General features: G+C 69.1%; 21 protein-coding genes and 1 tRNA gene. 13 read left to right on the forward strand and 9 right to left on the reverse strand.

Features of this window, described 5'->3' with window-relative positions:
* Positions 1–3: 3 nt before the first annotated feature.
* Together AB4070_RS10970 and AB4070_RS10975 are read left to right on the forward strand one after the other, a co-directional pair.
* Positions 4–921 carry a cation diffusion facilitator family transporter gene (locus tag AB4070_RS10970; RefSeq protein WP_441980119.1) on the forward strand — a complete coding sequence of 306 codons (918 nt, stop codon included), beginning with the start codon at positions 4–6 and terminating at the stop codon, positions 919–921.
* Between the two features lie 60 nt (positions 922–981).
* Positions 982–1,572, forward strand: coding sequence for a hypothetical protein (locus AB4070_RS10975; RefSeq protein WP_441980120.1), 591 nt, complete (start codon positions 982–984; stop codon positions 1,570–1,572).
* A 19-nt stretch (positions 1,573–1,591) separates the two neighbouring features.
* On the opposite strand, the gene AB4070_RS10980 is transcribed toward AB4070_RS10975, so the two are convergent.
* On the reverse strand, positions 1,592–2,182 hold the full coding sequence (locus tag AB4070_RS10980; RefSeq protein ID WP_441980121.1) for a MarR family winged helix-turn-helix transcriptional regulator: 591 nt from the start codon (positions 2,180–2,182) through the stop codon (positions 1,592–1,594).
* Positions 2,183–2,300: 118 nt separating this feature from the next.
* Between AB4070_RS10980 and AB4070_RS10985 the strand changes: the two genes are divergently transcribed.
* The gene (locus AB4070_RS10985; RefSeq protein ID WP_441980122.1) at positions 2,301–2,870 is read left to right on the forward strand and encodes a helix-turn-helix domain-containing protein; all 570 of its coding nucleotides are present in this window, start codon (positions 2,301–2,303) and stop codon (positions 2,868–2,870) included.
* Positions 2,871–3,108: 238 nt separating this feature from the next.
* On the opposite strand, the gene AB4070_RS10990 is transcribed toward AB4070_RS10985, so the two are convergent.
* Positions 3,109–3,753 carry a TetR family transcriptional regulator C-terminal domain-containing protein gene (locus AB4070_RS10990; RefSeq protein ID WP_441980123.1) on the reverse strand — a complete coding sequence of 215 codons (645 nt, stop codon included), beginning with the start codon at positions 3,751–3,753 and terminating at the stop codon, positions 3,109–3,111.
* Positions 3,754–3,825: 72 nt separating this feature from the next.
* Here AB4070_RS10990 and AB4070_RS10995 point away from each other — a divergent pair, with 72 nt between their 5' ends.
* The 3 genes from AB4070_RS10995 to AB4070_RS11005 all read left to right on the forward strand — a co-directional run bounded on the left by AB4070_RS10995 (position 3,826) and on the right by AB4070_RS11005 (position 6,145).
* The gene (locus AB4070_RS10995; protein WP_441980124.1) at positions 3,826–4,698 is read left to right on the forward strand and encodes an alpha/beta fold hydrolase; all 873 of its coding nucleotides are present in this window, start codon (positions 3,826–3,828) and stop codon (positions 4,696–4,698) included.
* Entirely contained in the window at positions 4,695–5,021 is a 327-nt protein-coding gene (locus AB4070_RS11000; RefSeq protein ID WP_441980125.1) for an NIPSNAP family protein, read from the forward strand. Before AB4070_RS10995 ends, AB4070_RS11000 begins: the two co-directional genes overlap by 4 nt.
* A gap of 92 nt (positions 5,022–5,113) precedes the next feature.
* Positions 5,114–6,145 carry an FUSC family protein gene (locus AB4070_RS11005; RefSeq protein WP_441980126.1) on the forward strand — a complete coding sequence of 344 codons (1,032 nt, stop codon included), beginning with the start codon at positions 5,114–5,116 and terminating at the stop codon, positions 6,143–6,145.
* A gap of 20 nt (positions 6,146–6,165) precedes the next feature.
* Here the strand turns inward: AB4070_RS11005 and AB4070_RS11010 are convergent, their stop codons facing one another.
* Both AB4070_RS11010 and dcd read right to left on the reverse strand, forming a co-directional pair.
* The gene (locus tag AB4070_RS11010) at positions 6,166–6,690 is read right to left on the reverse strand and encodes a hypothetical protein (RefSeq protein ID WP_441980127.1); all 525 of its coding nucleotides are present in this window, start codon (positions 6,688–6,690) and stop codon (positions 6,166–6,168) included.
* Between the two features lies 1 nt (position 6,691).
* Positions 6,692–7,297: a dCTP deaminase gene (dcd, locus tag AB4070_RS11015; protein ID WP_029259372.1), complete on the reverse strand. Its 606-nt coding sequence runs from the start codon at positions 7,295–7,297 to the stop codon at positions 6,692–6,694.
* A gap of 102 nt (positions 7,298–7,399) precedes the next feature.
* Here dcd and AB4070_RS11020 point away from each other — a divergent pair.
* Positions 7,400–7,473, forward strand: a tRNA-Gly gene (locus AB4070_RS11020).
* 188 nt (positions 7,474–7,661) lie between these two features.
* Positions 7,662–9,998 (forward strand): arylsulfatase, encoded by a 2,337-nt coding sequence (locus AB4070_RS11025; protein ID WP_441980128.1) that lies wholly within the window; start codon positions 7,662–7,664, stop codon positions 9,996–9,998.
* Positions 9,999–10,097: 99 nt separating this feature from the next.
* Here AB4070_RS11025 and AB4070_RS11030 read toward each other — a convergent pair whose 3' ends face one another.
* Positions 10,098–10,577 carry a DUF2283 domain-containing protein gene (locus AB4070_RS11030; RefSeq protein WP_441980129.1) on the reverse strand — a complete coding sequence of 160 codons (480 nt, stop codon included), beginning with the start codon at positions 10,575–10,577 and terminating at the stop codon, positions 10,098–10,100.
* On the opposite strand from AB4070_RS11030, the gene AB4070_RS11035 reads away from it, so the two are divergent.
* The 3 genes from AB4070_RS11035 to AB4070_RS11045 all read left to right on the forward strand — a co-directional run bounded on the left by AB4070_RS11035 (position 10,482) and on the right by AB4070_RS11045 (position 14,954).
* Positions 10,482–12,311, forward strand: coding sequence for an AMP-dependent synthetase/ligase (locus AB4070_RS11035; protein ID WP_441980130.1), 1,830 nt, complete (start codon positions 10,482–10,484; stop codon positions 12,309–12,311). The genes AB4070_RS11030 and AB4070_RS11035 overlap by 96 nt on opposite strands.
* 16 nt (positions 12,312–12,327) lie before the next feature.
* Positions 12,328–13,251, forward strand: coding sequence for a DUF1295 domain-containing protein (locus AB4070_RS11040; protein ID WP_441980131.1), 924 nt, complete (start codon positions 12,328–12,330; stop codon positions 13,249–13,251).
* A 161-nt stretch (positions 13,252–13,412) separates the two neighbouring features.
* The gene (locus AB4070_RS11045) at positions 13,413–14,954 is read left to right on the forward strand and encodes a serine hydrolase domain-containing protein (protein ID WP_441980132.1); all 1,542 of its coding nucleotides are present in this window, start codon (positions 13,413–13,415) and stop codon (positions 14,952–14,954) included.
* Between the two features lie 38 nt (positions 14,955–14,992).
* Here the strand turns inward: AB4070_RS11045 and AB4070_RS11050 are convergent, their stop codons facing one another.
* The 3 genes from AB4070_RS11050 to AB4070_RS11060 all read right to left on the reverse strand — a co-directional run bounded on the left by AB4070_RS11050 (position 14,993) and on the right by AB4070_RS11060 (position 19,296).
* On the reverse strand, positions 14,993–16,399 hold the full coding sequence (locus tag AB4070_RS11050; protein ID WP_441980133.1) for a rhamnulokinase: 1,407 nt from the start codon (positions 16,397–16,399) through the stop codon (positions 14,993–14,995).
* The gene (locus AB4070_RS11055; RefSeq protein ID WP_441980134.1) at positions 16,396–18,432 is read right to left on the reverse strand and encodes a bifunctional aldolase/short-chain dehydrogenase; all 2,037 of its coding nucleotides are present in this window, start codon (positions 18,430–18,432) and stop codon (positions 16,396–16,398) included. The genes AB4070_RS11050 and AB4070_RS11055 overlap by 4 nt, the downstream gene beginning before the upstream one ends.
* Before the next feature lie 102 nt (positions 18,433–18,534).
* Complete coding sequence (locus AB4070_RS11060; RefSeq protein ID WP_441980135.1) at positions 18,535–19,296, reverse strand: DeoR/GlpR family DNA-binding transcription regulator; 762 nt, start codon at positions 19,294–19,296, stop codon at positions 18,535–18,537.
* A gap of 117 nt (positions 19,297–19,413) precedes the next feature.
* On the opposite strand from AB4070_RS11060, the gene AB4070_RS11065 reads away from it, so the two are divergent.
* Together AB4070_RS11065 and AB4070_RS11070 are read left to right on the forward strand one after the other, a co-directional pair.
* Complete coding sequence (locus AB4070_RS11065; protein WP_441980136.1) at positions 19,414–20,199, forward strand: SDR family NAD(P)-dependent oxidoreductase; 786 nt, start codon at positions 19,414–19,416, stop codon at positions 20,197–20,199.
* A 53-nt stretch (positions 20,200–20,252) separates the two neighbouring features.
* Complete coding sequence (locus AB4070_RS11070; RefSeq protein ID WP_441980137.1) at positions 20,253–21,701, forward strand: rhamnulokinase; 1,449 nt, start codon at positions 20,253–20,255, stop codon at positions 21,699–21,701.
* Positions 21,702–21,720: 19 nt separating this feature from the next.
* Here the strand turns inward: AB4070_RS11070 and AB4070_RS11075 are convergent, their stop codons facing one another.
* Positions 21,721–22,653, reverse strand: coding sequence for a sugar-binding transcriptional regulator (locus AB4070_RS11075; protein WP_441980138.1), 933 nt, complete (start codon positions 22,651–22,653; stop codon positions 21,721–21,723).
* Between the last annotated feature and the right edge of the window lie 144 nt (positions 22,654–22,797).

The raw sequence follows: 22,797 nt of genomic DNA on the forward strand, positions 1-22,797 counted from the left end.
CGCGTGACCGTGATCCTCGCCTTCCTCGCCAACATCCTCGTCGCGATCGCGAAGACCGTCGCCGCGATCATCACCTCGTCGGCGTCGATGGTGGCCGAGGCGGCACACTCGTGGGCGGATGCGGGAAACGAGGTGTTCCTCCTCATCGCCGACCGCCGCGGGGCGAAGGCCAAAGATGCGCGGCATCCGCTCGGCTACGGTCGCAACGCTTTCGTGTGGTCACTGATCGCCGCGTTCGGGATCTTCACCGCCGGGTCGATCGTGTCGATCATGCACGGCATCCAGGAGCTGTCCGACACCGGTCCTGTCGAGAGCCCGAACGTGGCGTACATCGTGCTGGGCATCTCGTTCGTGCTCGAAGGGGCCTCGTTCACGCAGGCGATGGTGAAATCCCGCCGCCTCGCGAAGGAGCGCGGCTCGTCGACCTGGGACTTCGTGCTGGAGACGAGCGACACCACACTGCGGGCCGTGTTCTTCGAGGATTCCGCCGCGCTCATCGGACTCGTGCTCGCCGGCGGCGCGATCCTCCTCCACCAGATTACGGGCGTCGCCGCCTGGGATGCCATCGGCTCGATCCTCGTCGGCATTCTGCTCGGGGTGGTGGCGATCATCCTGATCCGGCGGAACATCGCCTTCCTCGTGGGCGCCACCGCCGCACCGGAACTGCGCGCGCGGGTGGGGAACGCCCTGCTGGTCCTGCCGCAGATCGAGCGGGTCACCTACCTGCACATCGAGTACGTCGGCCCGAACCGTCTCTTCATCGTGGCGGAGGTCGATCTCGCCGGCGACGCGCGCGAGCACAACGTGGCACGGCAGCTGCGTGACCTGGAGCAACGGATCGAGCAGCACGACGCCGTCGAGACCGCTGTGCTGTCCCTCTCGGTCGACGACGAGCCGTCCGTCGGATTCGCGTCGGCCTGAGCCTGCGCCGGCCGTGCGACCGCGAGAACCGGCGAAGCGAGGTATGGCAGGATCGGGGCTGTGCGCCCGACGACTCCCCCGCTCCTGAGCCTCCTCGCCGTGACCGCTGCTCTGCTGCTCGCGGGCTGCTCCTCCGCTCCCGCCGACCAGAGCTCCGCACCGGCCGACGACGCCGGCGCACCGACGGCGGCACCTGCGGACTCGACCGACACCGTCATCACCTGCGCGGACATCGAGCCGCTCGCCGCTCCGATCACCGCAGGCTTCGCTTTCTCGTCCGAGGACTCCTCGGAAGACGCCTCCGGCACGACCTGCGTGTGGATCAACGACGCGGTGGCCTCCGCGTCCACCGCTCTCGAGGACTACGCCTCGCTCGCAGTGGGCATCGATGAGACGACCTGGAGCATGGACGAGCTGAGCACGCTCTCGGGAGCGATCGACGATCCGCGCGCTGCGGCTCTCGACGGACGAGTGCTGCTGCTGGGCGACGGCGACACTCTCGGCGAAGTGGGTTCGGTCCAGCTGCTCTCCCCCCGCGGCACGGTGACGATCGTGGCCACCGGCATGCTGCTCTCTGCATCGGCGGACACGGCGATCCCGGTCGACTCCGTGATCGACGTCGCCGCCGACGTCGCAGCCCTCCGCCGCTAGCGCAATCCCTTCACGCCCCTCAGCGCTGCCAGTTGTCGGCGAGCTTGTTCAGCAGTCGGGCGAGCTCGACACGCTCCTCATCGGTGAACGACGTCAGCGCGGTCGTCAGCATCTCGCGACGCTCGCCGCGCATGCCTCGGGCGAGCCGGCGCCCTTCGTCGGTCAGCGCGATGCGGGTGCGCCGCGCGTCGTCGGGGTCGGCCTCGCGGCGCACGAATCCGCGTTCGACGCCCTGCTGAACGAGCCGTGACGCGCGGGGCTGGTCGACACCGATGGCGACGCCGAGGTCGCTCACGCTGAGCGGAGCGGATGCGGCAGCCAGCGCCTCGAGCATCCGCATGCGAGCGGGCCCACCGAGGCGACCCGCGGGGTCAGCCATCCACGGGGGCATCCCCGGGTGACCGCGGTGATGGGCGAAGTGATCGTGAGGGTCGTCCCCGTCATGCGGACCACCGTGCCAGCCATGCGGACCACCGTGCCCGCTGCCCCGTTCGGCAGATCCTCTCCCACCGGGTCCGCGCTCGCCGGGGCGGCGTCCGCGCAGGCGGGACAGGGCCTGCGCGATGGCTTCGGCAGGATCCGGTGCAGCGTCGCTCGGGTCGGTGGTCATGGATCGATTTTACATGCGACTTGACATGTATTGGAACTTCATGTCACACTACATGTACATGCATAGTGACATGCACATGCACACTGACAACTACGTCATCTCAACCAAAGGACTTCACATGAACACCTCCGAATCACAGAACACCTCCCGCCCCTTCGGTTACTGGCTGAAGGCAGCAGACCGCCTCATGGCGGCCGAGTTCGCCACCGCTTTCGAGGGCGAGCACGCGAACCGTCGCGACTGGCGCATCCTCAACATCGTCGACGGCACCGTCCCCACCGATCGCCCACTAAGCGGCCACAAGCTGCATCGACTCGTCGAGCGGGGCTGGATCTGCCGCGAGGGAGAGGGCTGGGCGCTCACCGAGGACGGTCGCGCGGCGAAGGAGCGCCTCGGCGCCATCGTCGACGACATCCGCACGAAGGCGGCAGAGGCCGTCTCCCCCGAGGACATGGCCACCACGCTGGCCTCGCTCGAGAAGATCGCCCGCGCGTTCGGCTGGGACGAGGAGACCCCTCTTCCCCGCAGACGTCGGCACGGCTTCGGCGGCCCTCGCCACGGTCGTGACTTCAGCCACGGCTTCGGGCGCCCGTTCGGTCGCGGCTTCGGTCACGGCTTCGGCGAGGGATCCGGGCAGGGCTTCGAACACCACCGTGAGCATGGTTTCGACCGCGAACACGGCTGCTAGCATGGTCACGCGCACAGCCGCGAGCACGGTCACGGTCACGGTCAGCAGGGTCATGACCGACGCGGACACGGTCCGCACCGTGCGGAGCGGATCGCTCAGCACTCGTTCGAGCGCGGTTTCGATGCGGGCTTCGCCCGCGGTCGCGACGCCTGACCCCGCAAGACACGGCGAGACGCCCCACTCGACCCTCGAGTGGGGCGTTTCGCGTTCTCCGCACTCGAGAGTCAGAGCTCGAGAGTCAGAGCTCCAGCAACACCACGGCCGACTCGCCCGCACCGGCGGCACGCAGCCGCGCTCGCATCGCGGCGGCGGCGATCGCGTACGGCCGGGCGTCATCCAGCAGCAGCGAGCGCGAATTGGCCTCTTCGTTCAGGGCGACCAGCTCGAACGCGAGCACCTCGGGGTCAGCCTCGACCTCTCCGGCATCCACCGCATGGCGCACTTGGGCCTCGACATAGCCGTACCAGTCGACCAGCGCCGCCCGAACGGCATCGCTCACCGGGCCGGACTTCGAGTCGACGTCGGCCGCCGTCGCGGCGAAGAAGCATCCCCCGGTGAACACGCGGTCCCGCGAGTATGTCAGCGAGTTGCGCAGCAGTGCGGCGAGGCGATGCATCCCGCGCGGATGGACTCGTGCCGGCTCGACGATCCGCGCCGTGAAGACCTCGCGGGCAGCGGCGACCGTCGCGAGCTGCAGCCCCTCCTTGCTCTGGAACAGCGTGGCGATGCTGCTCTTACTCGACCCGGAAGCCGCGGCGAGCCGCCCGATGGTCAGTCCGTCGAGGCCTTCGACCGAGGCGAGGTCGGTCGCGCTGTGGAGCACGATGCGCCGTGATGCATCGCCCCGGGCCCGCCGTCCGTCACGCACACCGCTCTCGGTCATATGCCTAGTATACGAACGATCGTTCGCCTACTATACATATGATCGTTCGTATTGTTCCGGCGAAGGAGCCACATGCCGTCCGTCCCCGCGATGCTCGCCCGCAGCATCCATCTCGCCGCCGCCGTCTCACCGACTCTCGCGGGCGACATCTCGTACCGCCTGTTCTTCGCGACCTCGCCGCGGATGTCGGTGAGCGAAGCGGATGCCCCCACGCACGCCGACGCCCGACGCGGCCGGCTCACGGTACGCGGTCGCGAGGTCGTCACCTACGAATGGGGCACCGGTTCCCGCACGGCGCTGCTCCTGCACGGCTGGCGAGGGCGAGCCTCGCAGTTCGCGCCCCTGGTACGGGAACTGCGCGGCGAGGGCTTCCGCGTGATTGCGTTCGACGCCCCCGCGCACGGCTCATCGTCCGGGCGGAGCACCGACATCCGCGACTGGATCGACGCCGCCGAGCAGCTGCACACCGAGCGCGGGTCGTTCGCCGTGATCGTCGGGCATTCGTTCGGGGCGCTGGCGGCGCTGACCATCGCCCGCTCGACCGTGCCCACTCCCGCGGTCGCCGCGATCGCCGGAGCAGCCGCCCCGGACACCTTCCTTGCACAGTTCGCCGCAGACCTGCACCTCGACGCCGCGACCACGGCCCGTCTGTCGGAGCGATTCCGCAGGAGGCTGGGCGTGGATCAGGCAACCATCTCCGCTCGGTACGACGCCGTCCAGCACCCCCTCCCCGACGACACGACGCTGCTCGTGGTGCACGACCGCGGCGACCGCCGCATGCCCGACCACGACTCCCTCCGCCTGCACGATGCGCACGGCACGCGGTCGCATCTGGTGCAGACCCAGGGCCTCGGACACACGCGGGTGCTGTCGGCGGACGCGACCCTCGACGCCGTCGTCGCTCTGGCCACGGGCGAGTCCGCCGCGAGTAGTCTGACCCCGTGATCACCTGCGTCGTGACGTACACGATCGATCCCGAGAAGATCGACGCCTTCGAAGAGTTCGCGCGCGCCTGGATGCGATTGGTCGATGGTCACGGCGGCAGGCATCACGGGTACTTCCTCCCCTCCGAGGGAGCGAGTGATCAGGCCCTGGCGCTGTTCACGTTCCCGTCGCTCGCCGACTACGAGGTGTACCGGAAGGGCTTCGGTGTCGACCCACAGTTCATCGAGGCGGATCGCATCCGCGACGAGAGCGGGTGCGTGCTGCGCTACGAACGCACCTTCATGCGACCGCTGCTGCCGACAGACCTCGATCCGAAGGGCTGACGGCACCCGAACGACTCCCATCCGCCGTCAGATGCGGCGAGGTCCTGACCCGACGGCGGAGGCGGATCGGGAGTCGGACGTAGGCTTGATCAGTGGCGGATTCCCGGGGAAGAGTGTGGACCGGCGTTCTGCGCGTCGAGCCGCACCGCGGCGACCACCGGGTGGCGTTGCGCGCCGCGGTCAGCGTGGCCGTCCCCCTTCTCGTGCTCTGGGCGCTGGGGCGGCTCGACCTCAGCATCTACGCCAGCTTCGGAGCCTTCGCCGCCCTCTACGGGCGGCACGACGTGTTCCGCGACCGCATCCGCATGCAGGCGAGCGCCGGCGGAGTGATCCTCGCCTCGATGCTCGTCGGCACCGCGCTGTCGGTCCTCGCCGCCCCGGCCGCGGTCAGCATCCTCGTGGTCGCGGTCATCGCGTCGGCCGTCACCCTGCTCGCCTACACGATGCGGTGGCACCCGCCGGGACCGCTGTTCCCGGTGTTCGCGGTCGGAGCCTGCGCGACGATTCCCGCCACCGCCGCCTCCTTCGGGGACGTGGTGCTGGTCGGTGGACCGAGCGTGGTGTTCGGCCTGGCCATCACCGCCCTCATCGGCGTCCTCACCCGCAGCACCGACGACGTGCCGCCGAAGACCCTGCAGCCCGTCGGCCCGATCGCGGGCGAGATGGCCGCGTCGGTCGGAGTCGCGATCCTGGGCGCGGGCTTCGCCGGGCTGCTGATCATGGACTCGCACTGGTACTGGGCGGCCGTCGGCGCGGTGGCCGCCGTGAGCGGACCTCAGCTCAACGCCCGCGTGATCCGCGGCATCCAGCGCCTCATCGGCACGCTGCTCGGAGTGCTCGTCGCCGCCGGGATCCTCGCGATCGACCTGCCCCCACTCGCCGTGATCGCGCTCGTGGTCGTGCTGCAGGCCGCCGCCGAGCTGTTCGTCGGCCGCAACTACGGCATCGCGATGATCTTCATCACCCCGCTCGCGCTGCTCATGGTGCACCTGGCCGCGCCCACACCCGTCGACATGCTGGTGCAGGACCGCGCGATCGAGACCGTGATCGGGGTGGCCGTCGGCACGATCGTCGCCGTCGCCTCGGCAGCTCTCCGGCGCAGGACGGCCCCGCGGCGCGCCTGAGCTCCTCGGTCAGGGAAGAGTCAGGAACGTAGCGCGAACGCGAGCGACCTCGCCGCGTCTGCGCCGGCGAACGGGAAGGTCGTGGTGTTCAGCAGGTAGACGCCGACGACGATCGCGGCGACGAACAGCAGGAACAGGAACGCGAAGATCACGATGGTGAGCACACGGTAGCCTCCCGATGTCGGCACCTCCGGCGCGACGGACGGCAACGCCCAGTCGTCGGCCACCGCGGCGGGCGGCTCCCCCTCGAGGATGGCCGGCGTGGGACGGGCTCGGTCGGCGCGACGCGTCGCGGGTGGAGGCGGCGGTATCACCGCGTCGGCCGACGGGATGTCGGACGGCGGCGGGGTCAGCAGACCCTCCGGGATCGGGATCTCCGGCGGAGGCGGCGGGATCACGACGTCGGCGGGCGGGATCAGCGACTCGTCCGGAAGATCGAGCCCCTCCGGCAGATCGGCGCCCTCCGTCAGACCGGGGCCCTCCAGAGATGGCGTCTCCTCCGGGAGGGCTGGCTCTTCCGGCTGCGTACCGCTGGCGTCGGTCATCTCAGCCTCCGACTGCTCCGATGTCGGTGGTGCCGACATCCGTCCGATGGAAGTTCTGGAACGACCGGGAGGCCGTCGGTCCGCGCTGTCCCTGGTACCGGTTGCCGTAGGGGCCGGAGCCGTAGGGGTTCTCGGCGGGAGAGGTGAGCCGGAAGAAGCACAGCTGACCGATCTTCATACCCGGCCACAGCTTGATCGGCAGGGTCGCGACGTTCGCGAGCTCGAGCGTGACGTGCCCCGTGAAGCCGGGATCGATGAAGCCAGCGGTCGAATGCGTGATGAGTCCGAGGCGTCCGAGCGACGACTTGCCCTCGAGACGTGCCGCGATGTCGTCGGGCAGCGTGACCTGCTCGAACGTCGCCCCGAGCGCGAACTCACCGGGGTGCAGGATGAACGGCTCGTCGGGGTCGACCTCGATCAGGCGCGTGAGCTCCGGCTGGTCGACCGACGGATCGATGAACGGATACTTGTGGTTGTCGAACAGGCGGAAGTACCGGTCCAGGCGCACGTCGATGCTCGACGGCTGGATCATCCCGTCTTCACGCGGGTCGAGGCCGATGCGGCCGGATGCGAGTTCTGCCTTGATGTCGCGGTCGCTGAGAAGCACGGCACCAGCCTAGTTGCCATGGGCTTCCGACGCCGTGCCTGCTTTGGCCAAAGAGCACCGGACGGGTAGGCTGGCGTTCGCCCGCTCCTCGGATGCGGGTTCGGGGCTGTAGTTCAATGGTAGAACTTCTGCTTCCCAAGCAGACAGCGCGGGTTCGATTCCCGTCAGCCCCTCCACAACGGCCTAGAACAGTTTCCCGACACCACTAGGTCACGTCAGAGCGTTCCCGACCGGTCGAGCACGCCGTCACCCGCTTGGGGCGAGGTCCCCGCGCGGCCGAGCGAGCAGTCGACGGATACTCGAGCTCATGAGCGGCGGCGAGCAGATCGAACCATCGGGTCGGAATGAGCGCGAAGGGTTTCCGGTGAGCCTGGATCGCAACCATCTCCCGGAGCCGGAGTGGTCGTACGCCGCAGCCGAGATCGGCCTGCACGCGACGGAATCGGTGCCGGACTTCCCCCCGCCGAAGTCTGCGCGACCGGGCGCTCCGAACGTGCTGCTGGTGCTGTTGGATGATGTCGGGTTCGGGTGGCCGAGTGTGAACGGCGGACTGGTGCGCATGCCCACAGCTGAACGTTTGGCAGGCCGGGGACTCTTCTACAACCAGTTCCACACCACCGCGCTGTGCTCCCCGACACGAGCAGCCATGCTCACGGGCCGCAACCATCACACCGTCGCGACGGGGGTCATCCAGGAGATGGCGACCGGCTATCCGGGATACAGCGGCATCATCCCCAAGGGCACGGCCACGTTCGCCGAACTCCTTAAACACGCCGGCTACACGTCCGCGTGGTTCGGGAAGAACCACAACGTGCCCGACAACCAGACGAGCCCGGCTGGCCCGTTCGAGAACTGGCCTACCAACCAGGGCTTCGACTACTTCTACGGATTCATCTCCGGCGAGACCGATCAGTTCTACCCCTCGCTGTACGAGGGCACCACAGCGGTCGAGCCGCCTGCGCGCCCCGAGGACGGCTATCACCTCACCACCGACCTCGCCGACAAGTGCATCGCCTGGATCGGCAGCCAGAAGGCCATCGCGCCCGACCGGCCGGTGCTGGCGTACTTCTCGACCGGAGCGGCGCACGCGCCGCATCAGCCCCCGCTGGATTGGCGCGGGCGGAACGAGGGCCGGTTCGACGCCGGCTGGGACGAGTACCGCCGAGTCGTGCACCAGAACCAGCTCGATGCCGGCATCATCCCGGCAGGAACCAGGCTGACGGAGCGGCCCGAACAGATCCCTTCCTGGGACAGTCAGCCCCCGGAGCATCAAGCGCTGTTCGCACGGCAGGCGGAGAACTTCGCCGACTTCCTCGAGCACACCGACCACGAGGTCGGCCGCGTCGTCGATGCTCTGGAGGAGCTCGGCGAATTGGACAACACGATCGTGATCTACATCCTCGGGGACAACGGCTCCAGCGGCGAAGGCTCCCTCGTGGGAACGCCGAACGAGATCATGAGCCTCAACGGCCGCCAGCCTTCCATCGACGAAGCCGTCGGCTTCATCGATAAGTGGGGCCTCCCCGGAACCTCCCCGCACTACGCCGTGGGATGGGCGCATGCCGGCGACACGCCCTTCCAATGGACGAAGCAGGTCGCCTCCCATTTCGGCGGCACCAGGAACAGCATGATCGTGTCTTGGCCGGCGAAGATCACCACGACGGGCGAGACGCGCTCACAGTTCCATCACGTCATCGACGTGGCACCGACGCTTCTCGAAATCGTCGGCATGACTCAGCCGACCGAGGTGAACGGCGTCATCCAGAAGCCGATCGAAGGCACGAGCTTCGCCTATACCTTCGCGGGCGCAAACGCCGATGCCCCGAGTCGCCACACGAAGCAGTATTTCGAGATGCTCGGCAATCGTGCGATGTATGCCGACGGGTGGATCGCCTCGTGCCGCCACGGGCGGCTTCCCTGGGAGACCTCCGGCACCTACAGCTGGGACGACGACGTCTGGGAGCTCTACAACATCGAAGACGATTTCAGCCAAGCCGATGATCTCGCGGCCCGAGAACCCGAGCGGCTCCGCGCGCTGCAGGACATGTTCATGGCCGAAGCCGCCCGCTACAACGTCCTTCCCCTCGACGACCGATTCGCTGAACGTCTCGATGTGACCCTGCGCCCCAGCTTCTTCGCCGGGCGCACGCACATCACATTCCACGAGGGAATGGTGCGGCTTCCCGAAGGCAGCGGTCCGAAACTCGTCAGCGTCCCCCTCACACTCACTGCTGAAATCGACATCCCCGAGGCAGGCGCAGACGGCGTGATCTTCGCCGTCGGCGGCGACGCCGCCGGATGGTCGCTTTTCGGATGGGAGGGCGCCGCACGGTTCCACTACAACTTCTTCGGAATCCGACGCTACGACCTCATGTCCTCAGAGCCGCTCGCGCCGGGCACGCACAGGGTCACAGTGGAGATCGCACCCCGGACGCCGCAACCAGGAGGACCGGCGGACGTCACAATGACTGTGGACGGCCAGCCCGCGGGAGAGCTCCACCTGCCCGAGCAGATCCCTCAACGATGCGGGACCGAGACCATGGACGTCGGGATGGACTGCGTCTCCCCCGTCTGCGACGACTACGCCGACCGCGGACTCTTCCCCTTCACCGGCAAGATCCACGCCGTCACATTCGACTTCCCCGCCTTGACGCCTATGACAGGGCACGAGCGGCTGAAGCTTGCGAGCCGGATGGACTGAGGTGAAGCGCCCGCTGATGGCGTGTGCAGACGTGGGTTCTCGGAGGTTCTTCGTCGTCGATGCCCTCCAGAAGAGCCTGGAGTTTCCAGCGTTCGCCGGCTAACCCTCAGTCGAGAGAGCGCGGGTGGCTTTATCGAGGTCCTCGGACCGGAGAAGTCTCGATGCGTGAAGTACTTCGATGCCGAGGAGGTGTCCCTCCGAGTCGAAGTCGAGGATGATCTCGCCTTCTCCGCGAGGGTCACGGATGTCGGCGACCTGGGCGGCCGCCTCACCCGGAAGAAGATCGCGGCCGATCGTGATGTAGGCGGCGTCCACCTCGGGGTCGTACCTGATGCTCATCAGCGGCCTCGCTTCGTCTTCGTTCGTTCGTTCGTTCGTTCGTTCGAAAAGCATCCCATCCGAATCGTCATCGGTTCCGAACAGTGACAGGAAGGGCGATTTCGTGCGCCCTCCGCGCCGTCCGCACGACCGAGAGAAGCCCCGATGATCGAATCGTCGACACCACCGCTCGCCGCCCTCGACGGCCACCGCAACGTCACCGACCTGCTGGCTGCGCGGACCGCCGCCGCGCCGGATCATGTGGCGTTCGAGGTCGAGGACGCGTCGACGGGCTCCTGGCGGCCGGTCACCACCCGCGCGTTCGAGGACGAGGTGCGCGCTCTGGCGAAGGGATTCATCTCCCAGGGGATCCGGGTCGGCGACCCCATCGCGATCATGGCGCCCACCCGCTACGAATGGGCCGTCGCCGACCTCGCGGCCTGGTACGCGGGAGCTGTCGTCGTGCCGATCTACGAGACCTCGTCGCCGTCGCAGGTGGACGCGATCGTCGCGGATGCCGGTGTGCGCCTGGCGATCGGCGGCACGACCGAACATGCGGCGCTGCTCGAGTCGGCGCTCTCGCACGCCGGCGGAGTCACCCTCGGGGCGTGGGTGATGAGCGCTGAGACCTCGCCATGGACCCTCCTCGACCTGGTCGCCCGCGGCATCGACGTGACCGACGAGGAGCTCGAGGCCCGCCGGACGGCAGCCACGCAGGATGACCCTGCGACGATCGTCTACACCTCGGGAACGACGGGCGAGCCCAAGGGCGTCGTTCTCACGCATCGCAACTTCCTCGGTCAGGTGCTGAACATCGCCGCGGCCTACAGCGAGATCGTGAACGAGTCCGGCAACACGGTCATCTTCCTCCCGCTCGCTCACGTGCTCGCGCGCGGCCTGCAGCTGATCTGCCTTGCCAGCGGCATGCGCATCGCGCACCTGTCCGACCCCTCGACCGTCGTCGCCACGCTCGAGACGCTCCGACCGACGTTCCTGGTGGTGGTGCCACGGGTGCTGCAGAAGATCCAGGCGGCCGCCGCGGGCAAGGCCGCCGACAAGGGGCTCACGAAGATCTGGGCGAAAGCCGAGGCGACGGCCATCGCGTGGGGCCGCAGCGTCGAGCGTGTCGACGCCGGTCGTGGCGCCGCGCGCACCCTCGGCCTCTGCCTGCGCCACCGCCTCTTCGATGCACTCTTCTACGGGCGCCTCCGTACGGTCATGGGAGGGCGGGTCGGATACATCCTGTCGGGCGGCGCCGCTCTCGACGCCGACCTCTCGCTGTTCTTCCGCGGCATCGGGGTTCCCGTCATCGAGGGCTACGGGCTGACCGAGACGACCGCACCGCTCACCGGCAACCTGCCGGGGCGCATCGCCTCGGGAACCGTCGGCGCACCGCTGCCAGGGCTCACGGTCCGCATCAGCGACGAGGGCGAAGTGCTGGCGCGCGGCATCGGCGTCTTCGACGGCTACCGAGACCCATCGCACGACGACGGTGCGTTCATCGACGGGTTCTTCCGCACCGGCGACCTCGGGCGGCTCGACGAGCAGGGAAGGCTGATCCTCGACGGACGGCTCAAAGACGTGATCGTCACCTCGAACGGCAAGACCATCGTGCCGACCCGCTGGGAGAGCGCGGTCGAGGCGAATCCGCTCGTCTCGCACGCGGTCATGGTCGGCGAGGGGAAGCCGTATCTCTCCGCACTGCTGGTGCTCGATCCAGAACAGGCCGGCGCCTGGGCCGAAGCGCAGGGCAGCCGCATCCCCGAGACCACCCCGACCGACATCCGCACGGTGGACAACCCAGCCCTGCACGCTCACCTGCAACTGTCCGTCGACGAGGCCAACGCGCTCGTCGCGCGCAGCGAGCAGGTCCGCCGGTTCAGCGTGGTCTTCGCCGACCTCGACGACCGCGGACTCGTCACCCCCACCATGAAGCTGAAGCGGAGCGTCGTGCTGGATCGCGCCGCCGTCGCTGTCGAAGACCTGTACCTCTGAGAATCGGAACCACACCATGTCCTCCCCCACTCCCACCCGTCCGACTTCCTCGCGCTCCTCTCTCATCGCGATCGTCGTCGCCCTCGCGATCGGCGCGCTCGTCGCGATCGCCGGCAGCCAGGGCGGTGCGACCATCGGCGGCGTCCCCCTGTTCGCCCTCGCCGTCGCCGCGGCCTTCGCGATCCAGGTCATCGCGTTCATCCCCGCGATGCTGCTGCAGACCGAACGATTCTTCGACCTGACGGGCAGCCTCACGTTCTTCGTGATCTCCGCAGCGCTCGTGCTGCTGGCCCCCATGCCCGACGCGCGGAGCTGGATCCTCGCGGCGATGGTCATGCTGTGGGCCGCGCGCCTCGGCTCGTTCCTGGCCCTGCGCGTGCACAAGGCGGGATCCGACGGCCGCTTCGACCAGATCAAGGGGTCGCCGCTGCGGTTCCTGCAGGTGTGGGTGATCCAGGGTGCATGGGTGTCGCTGACCGCGGCCGCCGCCTGGATCGCGATCAGTGCGGATGCCCCCTCCCGCGCGCCGATCGGATGGCTGACCGTCGTCGGCATCGTCGTCTGGGTCCTCGGCATGGTGATCGAGATCGTCGCCGACGCCCAGAAATCCGCGTTCCACGCCGACCCGCGCAACCGGGACGAGTTCATCCGCACCGGCCTGTGGTCGCGGTCCCGTCACCCGAACTACTTCGGCGAGATCGTCATCTGGGTGGGCGTCTTCGTCACCGCCGCCCCCGTGCTCGTCGGATGGCAGTGGGTCGCGCTGCTCTCTCCCCTTTTCGTGATCCTGCTGCTCACCCGCGTCAGCGGCATCCCGCTGCTCGAAGCCCGCGCGGAGAAGAAGTGGGGCGACCGGGCCGACTACGTCGCCTACCGCGAGCAGACACCGGTGCTGATCCCGAAGCTCACCCGGCCCGCGGTGCGGGAGACGGCCAGGTAGACGGCGCCCTGGCCAGCCCGCCGAGCCGCTTCTTCGTCACCCCGCACAAGCAGGAGCCGACACTCGGTGTTCGCGGACATGACTTCGAGCGCGGCACACGAGAGTGTGGAGACGAACCAGCGCAACGGCCGAAAGCCGGTCGCCCGAGCAAGGGAGTCTCCATGTCCAGCGAAACCCTCGTCGTGCCGCTCGTCGATCAGCTCGACGCGTTCTTCGGGCAGTACACGGCCGCGGGCCAGTCGCCGGGCCTGGTCTACGGCCTCGTCGGACCCGACGGCCTGGAGCACACGCGTGGGTTCGGCACCGCCGACGACGAAGGCACCTCCCCGAACGCCGACACCGTCTTCCCGATCGCCTCGATGACCAAGAGCTTCGTCGCGCTCGGCGCCCTGCTCGCGCGGGACCGCGGACTCCTGGATCTGGAGGCGCCCATCACCGACTTCTACCCCGAATGGCACGGGACCGTGGGCGACGAACCGGCGATCGCCCCGACCCTGCGGCAGCTGCTCAGCAGGGGCGGAGGTCTCACCGAGGACAACTCCTGGGTCGACCCGTTCCTCGGCCTCTCCGAAGCGGAGCTGGTCGAACGGATCAGGCCCGGCTTCAACTACAGCACCCACCCCGGAAGCACCTTCGAGTACTCCAACATCGGGTTCACGATGGCGGGTCTCGCCGTGGGCACAGCCGTGGGCCGACGTGTCGAGGACTGGGTGACCGATGAGATCCTGCGCCCGCTGGGGATGAACAGCACGTGGTTCGACAACCGCGCCCCGGAGGGCGGCTTCGCAAGGGCGGTCGGCTACTCGCTGGACACCGCGGGCGACTGGGTGGGCTTCCCGCCGGAGGTGTCCGACGCCATGGCCGCGGCCGGTGGGATGCAGTCGACCATCAACGACCTCAGTGTCTGGGTCAGGTTCCTCGCGGCATCGACACTGCCCGGCAGCGACGATGCCGTGGTGAGCCGTGCGTCACGGCGCGAGCTGCAGCGCATCCATCAGGTCGATATCCCCTCGCTGCAGGCCCGCCCCGACGGCTCCTGGAAGTTCGTCGCCGGCGGCTACGCGCTCGGCCTCTTCGTGCGCGAAGACCTGCACCGCGGGCGCATCGTCACGCACAGCGGGGGCCTCCCCGGGTTCATCCTGAACATGGTGTGGCACGCGGGGTCCGGCATGGGCATCGTCGTCTTGACGAACAGCCACCGGAGCAACCCGGTCGCCCTCTCCGAGGAGGCGCTGTTCCGCGCACTCGCCTTCCACGACGCCCCCGCCCGCACGGTGCAGCCGTGGCCGGAGACACGTCGGCTGATGTCCGCGGCGGATGCGCTGATCCGCTCTTGGGATGACGACGCCGCTGCCGCGATCTTCGCCGACAACATCGACTTCGACCGCCCGCTCCTCCAGCGCCGGGCCGCGATCGAGGAGCTCATCGCCCTGGTGGGTCCGCTGCGCGACGACCTCGGCACGCCGGAGGTGGTCTCCGCGGCGACACCGGCCGACATCACCTGGTCGATCCCCGGCGAGCGCGGCGAGCTGATCTGCATGATCCACCTCACCCCGGTGCGGCCCGCGCAGATCCAGGAGTTCGAGGTCGTCGCGGTCGATCGGAGCGTTCCGCGCGCCGCCCGCCCGACCGACATCTCCGCCCGGCGCCGCGCCTTCGCACGCCCGACCGTGAGCTCGCTGCCGAACACGCACGTGATGTGACACGCGGCCGGCGGGTGGCCATCGAGTCGGTGGCACGGTCAGCCGCGCGGCTCGAACCGACGGACCGGGTGGGTCTCGGCGACCAGCTCTCGCAGGCCCTCCAGGTCGGTGACCGCTGCGCCCAGCGCACGCGCCTGCACGAGCACGTTGCCGAGCGCGGTCGCCTCGACGGGGCCGGCCAGCACCGGGAGTCCCGAGCGATCGGCGGTGGCCTGGCAGAGGAGCGCGTTCAGGGATCCGCCCCCGACGAGGTGGATCACGTCGACCTCGCGCCCGGAGAGGTCGGACGCCGCGCGCACGGTCTCGGCGAATGCAGCGGCGATGCTCTCCACGATGCTGCGTGTGAACGCGGCTCTTTCCGTCGGAGCGGAGGCTCCCGTCGCTTCGATCAGCGTCGCGATACGCGCGGGCATGTCGCCGGGTGCACTGAGCGAAGGGTCGTTCGCATCGAACAGCGGCACATCCTCCGAGACGGCGGCCGCCTCCGCGAGCAGCTCGGGCAGGTCGATGCGTGCTCCGTCCTGCGCCTCCCACGCCCGCACGCTCTCGCTCAGCAGCCACAGGCCGGTGACGTTGTGCAGGAAGCGGTAACGACCGTCGACACCGAGCTCGTGAGTGAAGTTCGCCTCGCGCGCGGCATCCGTCAGCACGGGCTCCGTCAGTTCCAGGCCGACCAGGCCCCACGTGCCGCACGAGATGTAGGCGGCGGGCGATGTCATGGGGACGGCGACGACGGCGGAGGCGGTGTCGTGCGATCCCACTGCGATCACGGGGAGATCCTTGCCGACGAGCGCGGCGATCTCGGGGCGCAGCGACCCGATCACCGCGCCGGGGTCGACCAACGGAGGCAGCAGACGCGACGGGATGCCGATGCGCGTCGCGAGGTCCGTGTCCCATTCACCGTCTGAGACCCCCAGCAGTCCCGTCGTGGAGGCGTTCGTGCGCTCGGCGACGCTGACGCCCGTGAGCAGGAACGCGACCAGGTCGGGGATGAGGAGCACGGTGTCCGCCCCTGCCATCCGGTCGTCGACCCGGTACTGGTACAGGGTGTTGAACGGCAGGAACTGCAGTCCGTTGCGGGCGTACAGCTCAGAGAACGGCACGATGGCGTGCACCTGGGTGACGCCCTGCGCCGTGCGGGAGTCGCGGTAGTGGAACGGTTCGGCGAGGAGAACCCCGTCCGCGAGCAGGCCGTAGTCGACGGCCCAGGAGTCGATCCCGATGCTCTCGATCGCCGGCTCCCGCCGCACCGCCTCCGCCAGCCCGTCCACGACGTGCGCGTACAGCGCGTCGAAGTCCCAGTGCAGCCCGTCGTCCCGCTCCACGGGACCGTTCGGGAAGCGGGACACGAGTTCGAGCTCGAGCCGCCCCTCCCCGATCCGCCCGATCATCACGCGGCCGCTGGTCGCCCCGAGATCGACGGCCGCGACCGCGCGCATGCTCATCGCAGGAACGCCGCGGCGACGCCGGAGTCGACCGGGATGTGCAGGCCCGTGGTGCGGCTGAGCTCGGGACCGGTCAGCACGTACACCGCGTCGGCCACGTTCTCGGGCACGACCTCGCGCTTGAGGATCGTGCGGTTGGCGTAGTACTGACCGAGGTCTTCCTCCTTGACCCCGTAGGTGGCGGCACGGTTCGCACCCCACCCGGAGGCGAAGATGCCGGAGCCGCGGACCACGCCGTCGGGGTTGATGCCGTTCACACGGATACCGTACTCGCCGAGCTCGACCGCGAGCAGCCGCACCTGGTGCGCCTGATCGGCCTTGGTGGCGGAATACGCGATGTTGTTGGGCCCGGCGAAGACCGAGTTCTTCGACGAGATGTAGATGATGTCGCCGCCGAGCTTCTGGTCGATGAGCACGCGGGCGGCGGCCTTCGAGACCAGGAACGACCCCTTCGCCATCACGTCATGCTGCAGATCCCAGTCCTTCTCCGTGGTCTCCAGCAGCGGCTTCGAGAGCGAGAGTCCGGCGTTGTTGACCACGAGGTCGACGCCGCCGAAGGCGAGCACAGCCTCGTCCAACGCAGCCTGGACGGCCTCGGCGTCGGCCACGTTCGCAGCGATGCCGATCGCGACATCGGTGTTCCCCAGCTCGGCAGCCGCCGCCTGTGCCTTTTCGAGGTCGAGGTCGGCGATCACGACGCACGCACCCTCGGCCGCGAGACGGGTGGCGATGGCCTTGCCGATGCCGGAGGCGGCACCGGTGACGAAGGCGATGCGCCCCTGGTGCGACTTCGGCTTCGGCATCCGCTGCAGCTTGGCTTCCTCCAGCGCCCAGTACTCGATGTCGAACTTCTCGGCATCCGAGATCGGAGAGTAGGTCGAGAGCGCCTCGGCGCCGCGCATCACGTTGATCGCGTTCACGTAGAACTCGCCGGCGACGCGGGCGGTCTGCTTGTTCGCTCCGTACGAGAACATGCCCACACCGGGGATCAGCACGATCAGCGGGTCGGCGCCGCGGATGGCGGGCGACTCGGCCGTGGCATGGGCGTCGTAGTACGCCTGGTAGTCGGTGCGGTACTGCGCGTGCAGCTCGTGCAGGCGAGCGATCTGCTCCTCGACGGATGCGGTGGCGGGCAGGTCGAGGATCAGCGGCTTGACCTTGGTGCGCAGGAAATGGTCGGGGCAGCTGGTACCGAGGGCGGCGAGCGTCGGCGCCTTCTCGGAGGCCAGGAAGTCGAGCACCACGTCGGCGTCGGTGAAGTGCCCGACCATCGGCTTGTCGGTCGAGGCGATGCCGCGGATCGTGCCGGCGAGGGCCGCCGCCCGCTCGCGACGCTCGGCTGCCGGCAGCGCCTCGAAGCCCGCGCGGACCCCGCCGAACGGATCGGCCTTGCCGTGCTCCGCGATGTAGGCGGCTGCGGTGTCGATGATCCAGAGGGAGTTCGCCTCCGCCTCCTCCGAGGTGTCGGCCCAGGCGGTGATGCCGTGTCCGCCGAGGATGCAGCCGATCGCCTGCGGGTTCTGGCGCTTGATCTCGGCGATGTCGAGTCCGAGCTGGAAGCCGGGCCGCCGCCACGGCACCCAGACGACCTTGTCGCCGAAGATCTTCGCGGTCAGCGCCTCGCCGTCGGCCGCGGTGGCGATCGCGATGCCCGAGTCGGGGTGCAGGTGGTCGACGTGGGCGGCGTCTACCAGGCCGTGCATGGCGGTGTCGATCGACGGCGCAGCCCCACCCTTGCCGTGCAGGCAGTAGTCGAACGCGGCGACCATCTCGTCTTCGCGGTCGAGCCCGGGGTACACGTCGACGAGAGCGCGCATGCGGTCGAGGCGCAGCACCGCGAGACCGCTCTCCGTGAGGGTGCCGAGGTCGCCGCCCGACCCCTTGACCCACATCAGCTCCACCGGCTGACCCGTCACCGGATCGGTCTCGGTGCCCTTTGCGGAGGTGTTCCCGCCGGCGTAGTTGGTGTTCTTCGGGTCGGCGCCGAGGCGGTTCGACCGGGCGATCAGAGCGGCGGCGGTGGCGTTGGTCATGACTCTCCAAGACAGGGGCGGTGCACACGACCGTGCACACTCATGCTGTTACTTCATGTGAAAGATAACATGAATCGACGTCAAGGAGAAGGGCGCCGGTGATCAGAGGATGTCGGCGACCCCTCGGAAGGCATCGAGCCGCTCGTCCGCGGGATCGAGCTCCGTGATCAGCACGGAGATCTCGTCACGGTCGAGCGCGCGCGCCACCGAGCGACGGCCGAGCTTGCTGGAGTCGACGCACACGACCGTCGTCCCGGCGTTCGCGGCCATCGCCTGCTTCAACTCGGCCTCTTCGACCGACACCTCGGACGTGCCGTCGGCACCGTCGAGCGCATCCGCCGAGGAGAAGAATGCGTCGAAGTAGACCGAGCGCATGCTCCGGCGGGCGATCGGCCCGACGAGACTGCCCGTCGTGGGCTCGGCCGTCCCGCCGGAGATCACCGCGGTGACGCCCCCGAGCGGCTGCAGCACCTGGAACGACTCGAACGAGTTCGTGTAGACGGTGAGCCCCGCACGCGGCCCGATCGCCGACGCGAGCATGTTGACCGTCGAGGAGGCGTCGAAGGCGACGCTCCCCTGGGCGGGGACGAGACGCAGGGCCTTCTCGGCGATCGCGCGCTTCGCGCTGGCCCTGATGGCCCGACGCGCGTCGAAGGGGCGGGCCCGCGGCGCGGCCGTCGCCCCGCCACGCACGCGGCGCACGCGACCCTCGGCCTCGAGTTCGAGCAGGTCTCGACGGATCGTCATCGACGACACCGCGAAGAGCTCGGCCGCAGCCTCGATCATCACACCCTGGGGGCCGTTGGCGAGTTCGACGAGTTCGTCTCGGCGTCGTTGCGCCTCGAGATTGCCGGAAAGAGCCATGGGAGGAATCTATCCGGTGCGCGCGACGAGACCGATCGCGCGACCGACGACATCGGTCGCACGCGCTCATATGAGCGGTGAGTGTCTCAGCTTGAGCGCCACCGCTAGGCTCTGCTCATGCTCGGAAACACCACGGAACCTCTCTTCGGCCGCGTGGCCGTCGTCACCGGCGGAGCGCGGGGCCTCGGCTACGCCATGGCCGAGGCCCTCGCCTCCGCGGGCGCCGCGGTCGCACTCCTCGACCGCCTCGACACCGTCACCGAAGCCGCCGATGCCCTGGAGTCCGCGTCGGGACGACGCTGCCTGGGCGTCAGCGTCGACGTCACCTCGGAAGCATCCGTCGCCGCTGCCTTCGACATCATCGGCGAACGACTGGGCACGGCGGACGTGCTCGTCAACAGCGCGGGCATCACATCGGGCACACCCCTCCTCGAGACCACCCCCGAGGACTGGCGGCGTGTGCTCGACGTCAACGTCACCGGTACGTTCGTCACGAGCCGTGAGTTCGCGCGCCGGCACGTCGAGTCGGACCGCGGCAACCCGGCCAGCATCGTGAACGTGTCGTCGATGTCGGCGTTCGCCGTGAACATCCCGCAGACCCAGGCCGCCTACAACACCTCCAAGGCCGCGGTGTCGATGTTCACGAAGAGCGCGGCGATCGAATGGTGGCCCCTCGGCATCCGCGTCAACGCGATCGCCCCCGGATACTTCGCCAGCGACATGACCAGGGACTTCGTGGCGGAGAACCCGGAGATGGCCGACGAGTGGGTACGGCGCATCCCGGCGGGGCGCATGGGACAGCCCGAAGAGCTCGGCGACCTCCTGGTCTATCTCGCGAGTGAGCGGTCGAGCTATGTCGTGGGGCAGAGCATCCTCATCGACGGGGGATACACCAGCGTCTGAGGGCTCACCGGACCGTAGGCCCGAACCATAGGCCCGGCCATAGGCTGAGTGGCATGCCCGAACTGCCCCTCGGCTCGGCGACCTTCCGAGCTGCCGCCGTCGATCTCGGCGGGTCCAGCGGTCGTGTCGTGAGCGCGACCGTCGACGGCGACCGGCTGCGGATCGACGGGGTGCACCGCTTCCGCAACCGTGCGTTCACGGATGAGCTCGGCCTGCGCTGGGACGCGCAACGGCTGTATCGCGATGCACTCGTCGGCCTCACCCGACTGCGCAGGGAAGGGCCGGCCTTCACCAGCATCGGCGTCGACGCGTGGTCGGGGGACTACGGCCTGCTCGGCTACGACGGTCTCCTCGATGCCCCGTTCCATCAGCGCGACGCGCGCACCGAGCGCAGCTTCCCGATCGTCGAGGAGGTCCTGCCCGCCGCAGAGGCCTTCCGCACGACCGGGGTCACCGCGCTCCCCATCATGACGATCTATCAGCTGGCGGCCGACCGGGAGGCCGGACGACTCGACACCGTGCAGCAGATGCTGTTGATGCCCGACCTGCTCGGACGCTGGCTCGGCGCCGCGGACGTCGCCGAGGCCACGAACGTCTCCAGCACCGGCCTCGCACTCCCCCGCGGCGGCGGCTGGGATGTCAGGCGGATCGAGGCTCTGGGCCTGCCATCGCGGATCTTCCCCGACGTCGTCTCCCCCGGCACGGTGACCGGCCGCGTCTCCGAAGGGATCCTCGCCCCTGGGGACGCGACCGACATCACCGCCGTAGCCTCGCACGACACCGCGAGCGCGGTGATCGCCGTGCCCGCCCGCGATCAGGATTTCGCGTACGTCTCGTGCGGCACCTGGATCCTCACCGGCGTCGAGGTCGATCACCTCATCACCGGCGACCGTGCCCGGGAAGCGGGTTTCACGAACGAGCTCGGCCTCGACGGCACCGTGCGGTTCCTGCGCATCGCCGCGGGACTCTGGATCGTCAACGAATGCATGCGGGAATGGGGGCTCGACGGCTGGGGTGCGCGCAGCACCGCCGCCCGTCGCGACCTGCTGGCTCGTGCGGACGCCGCCCCGAGCGCCGGAGTGCTGGTCGACACCGGCGACCCCCGCCTGCTGCGGCCGGGGCAGATGACCGCGCGCATCGCCGAGCTCGTGGCCGAGTCCGGCGGACGCATGCCGACCGACCGCGCCGCCGTGGTGCGGCTGGTGCTGGAGAGCCTCGGCGCCTTCGTCGCGCGGCAGGTCGAGGAAGCGGCGACGCTCTCCGGCGTGGACGTGCGGGTGATCCATCTGGTCGGGGGCGGCTCCGAGTCGTCGATCCTCGCCCAGGCGGTCGCGGATCGCTCCGGCCGGAGGGTGACGGCCGGACCGTCGGAGGCCACATCGATGGGCAACCTCCTGGTGCAGGCCCGTGCGCACGGCGCAGCGCACGGAGGCCTCGCCGACCTGCGCCGCATGGTGCGCGCCTCCACCGAGCTGCGGAACTACGACCCCGCCCCGCGCTGATGCGGTGCGCCGGTCGTGCTCAGACCGGCGACTCGAGAAGCCGTCGGGCGAGAGCCGCGTCCGTCACCAGGGAGTCGACGATCCCGGAACGCAGCGCAGCGATGACGGCACCTGTCTTCGACGGGCCGCCCGCCACCGCGATCACCTCGGGGATGTGCCGCAACTGCTCGGTGGACACCGCGAGCGAGCGCTCGGCCACCGACCCCACCACGGCTCCGTTCTCATCGATGAGCGTCGCGCAGATCTCCGCCTTGACGCCGGCGGCGAGCAACTCGTCGAGCGCACCCGCTCTCCCCGCGTTGTCGTAGAGCTGAGAGTCTGGCGGACTCCACGATCCGACCGCGACGACGGCCTTGGTCACCGAGTCGAACCGGCGGAAGGTCTCCATGATGCCGGGTTCGCGCCGCAGAGCGGAGGCGGTCGCGGCGGTCTCCACGAGCAGGGGCGCGAAGATGGCACGGGAGCGACCGCCCGAGATGCGACTCACCTGGCGGATCACCTCGACGCCGTTCTCCGGCGTCGGTGCGGCGACACCGGCGAGCTGGACGACCTCGCACGTCGCCAGGGTGCGCAGGTGCCCGGCCATCGCGGTCAGGGTGCGACCGGCCGTGAGCCCGAGCACGTCGCCGTCGGTGACGATCTCGCTGAGCAGGTCGGCGGCGGCGCGACCCAGTCGGTCCTGGATCAGCTCTGGCGCCGTCCCCGGGGTGATCACCGCGAGAGCGCGCGTGAGGCCGAACCGGGCGCGCAGCTGCATCGACAGGTCGAGATCGAGCGAGTCCGGCGCCTCGATCGTGATCTTCACCAGTCCCTGCTCGAGCGCATCCTCCAGCATCCGGGCGATCTTGAAGCGCGAGAGGCCGAGCTCTTCCGCGATCTCGATCTTCGTCCGTCCGTCGAGGTAATGCCGGCGCGCGACGTGCGAGATCCGCACCAGCTCATCGGGTCCCATGTCGTCTCTTCCTCTCACGCCGCCAAGTCCGATCAGCATATCCGGATTCGACCACTTGCGCTCATCTGAGCGCCCAGTTGTCTCATCCGTCACGCATGGCTAATGTCGGTCGAGCAATCACGACCGCGCGACTGCACACGCACC

The sequence above is a fragment of the Microbacterium sp. 2RAF4 genome (assembly GCF_052115285.1).
GTDB lineage: Bacteria > Actinomycetota > Actinomycetes > Actinomycetales > Microbacteriaceae > Microbacterium > Microbacterium oxydans.

Coding starts and splice junctions, on each gene's coding strand:
- AB4070_RS10985 (WP_441980122.1), top strand. CDS start 2,301: ATGAACACCTCCGAATCACAGAACACCTCCCGCCCCTTCGGTTACTGG.
- AB4070_RS10995 (WP_441980124.1), top strand. CDS start 3,826: ATGCCGTCCGTCCCCGCGATGCTCGCCCGCAGCATCCATCTCGCCGCC.
- AB4070_RS11065 (WP_441980136.1), top strand. CDS start 19,414: ATGCTCGGAAACACCACGGAACCTCTCTTCGGCCGCGTGGCCGTCGTC.
- AB4070_RS11070 (WP_441980137.1), top strand. CDS start 20,253: ATGCCCGAACTGCCCCTCGGCTCGGCGACCTTCCGAGCTGCCGCCGTC.
- AB4070_RS11010 (WP_441980127.1), bottom strand. CDS start 6,690: ATGACCGACGCCAGCGGTACGCAGCCGGAAGAGCCAGCCCTCCCGGAG.
- AB4070_RS11055 (WP_441980134.1), bottom strand. CDS start 18,432: ATGACCAACGCCACCGCCGCCGCTCTGATCGCCCGGTCGAACCGCCTC.
- AB4070_RS10980 (WP_441980121.1), bottom strand. CDS start 2,182: ATGACCACCGACCCGAGCGACGCTGCACCGGATCCTGCCGAAGCCATC.
- AB4070_RS10990 (WP_441980123.1), bottom strand. CDS start 3,753: ATGACCGAGAGCGGTGTGCGTGACGGACGGCGGGCCCGGGGCGATGCA.
- AB4070_RS11040 (WP_441980131.1), top strand. CDS start 12,328: ATGTCCTCCCCCACTCCCACCCGTCCGACTTCCTCGCGCTCCTCTCTC.
- AB4070_RS11060 (WP_441980135.1), bottom strand. CDS start 19,296: ATGGCTCTTTCCGGCAATCTCGAGGCGCAACGACGCCGAGACGAACTC.
- AB4070_RS11050 (WP_441980133.1), bottom strand. CDS start 16,399: ATGAGCATGCGCGCGGTCGCGGCCGTCGATCTCGGGGCGACCAGCGGC.
- AB4070_RS11035 (WP_441980130.1), top strand. CDS start 10,482: ATGATCGAATCGTCGACACCACCGCTCGCCGCCCTCGACGGCCACCGC.
- AB4070_RS11045 (WP_441980132.1), top strand. CDS start 13,413: ATGTCCAGCGAAACCCTCGTCGTGCCGCTCGTCGATCAGCTCGACGCG.
- AB4070_RS11030 (WP_441980129.1), bottom strand. CDS start 10,577: ATGATCCGGCGCGGCGGCGGTCCGCGCAGCCAGCAGGTCGGTGACGTT.
- AB4070_RS11075 (WP_441980138.1), bottom strand. CDS start 22,653: ATGGGACCCGATGAGCTGGTGCGGATCTCGCACGTCGCGCGCCGGCAT.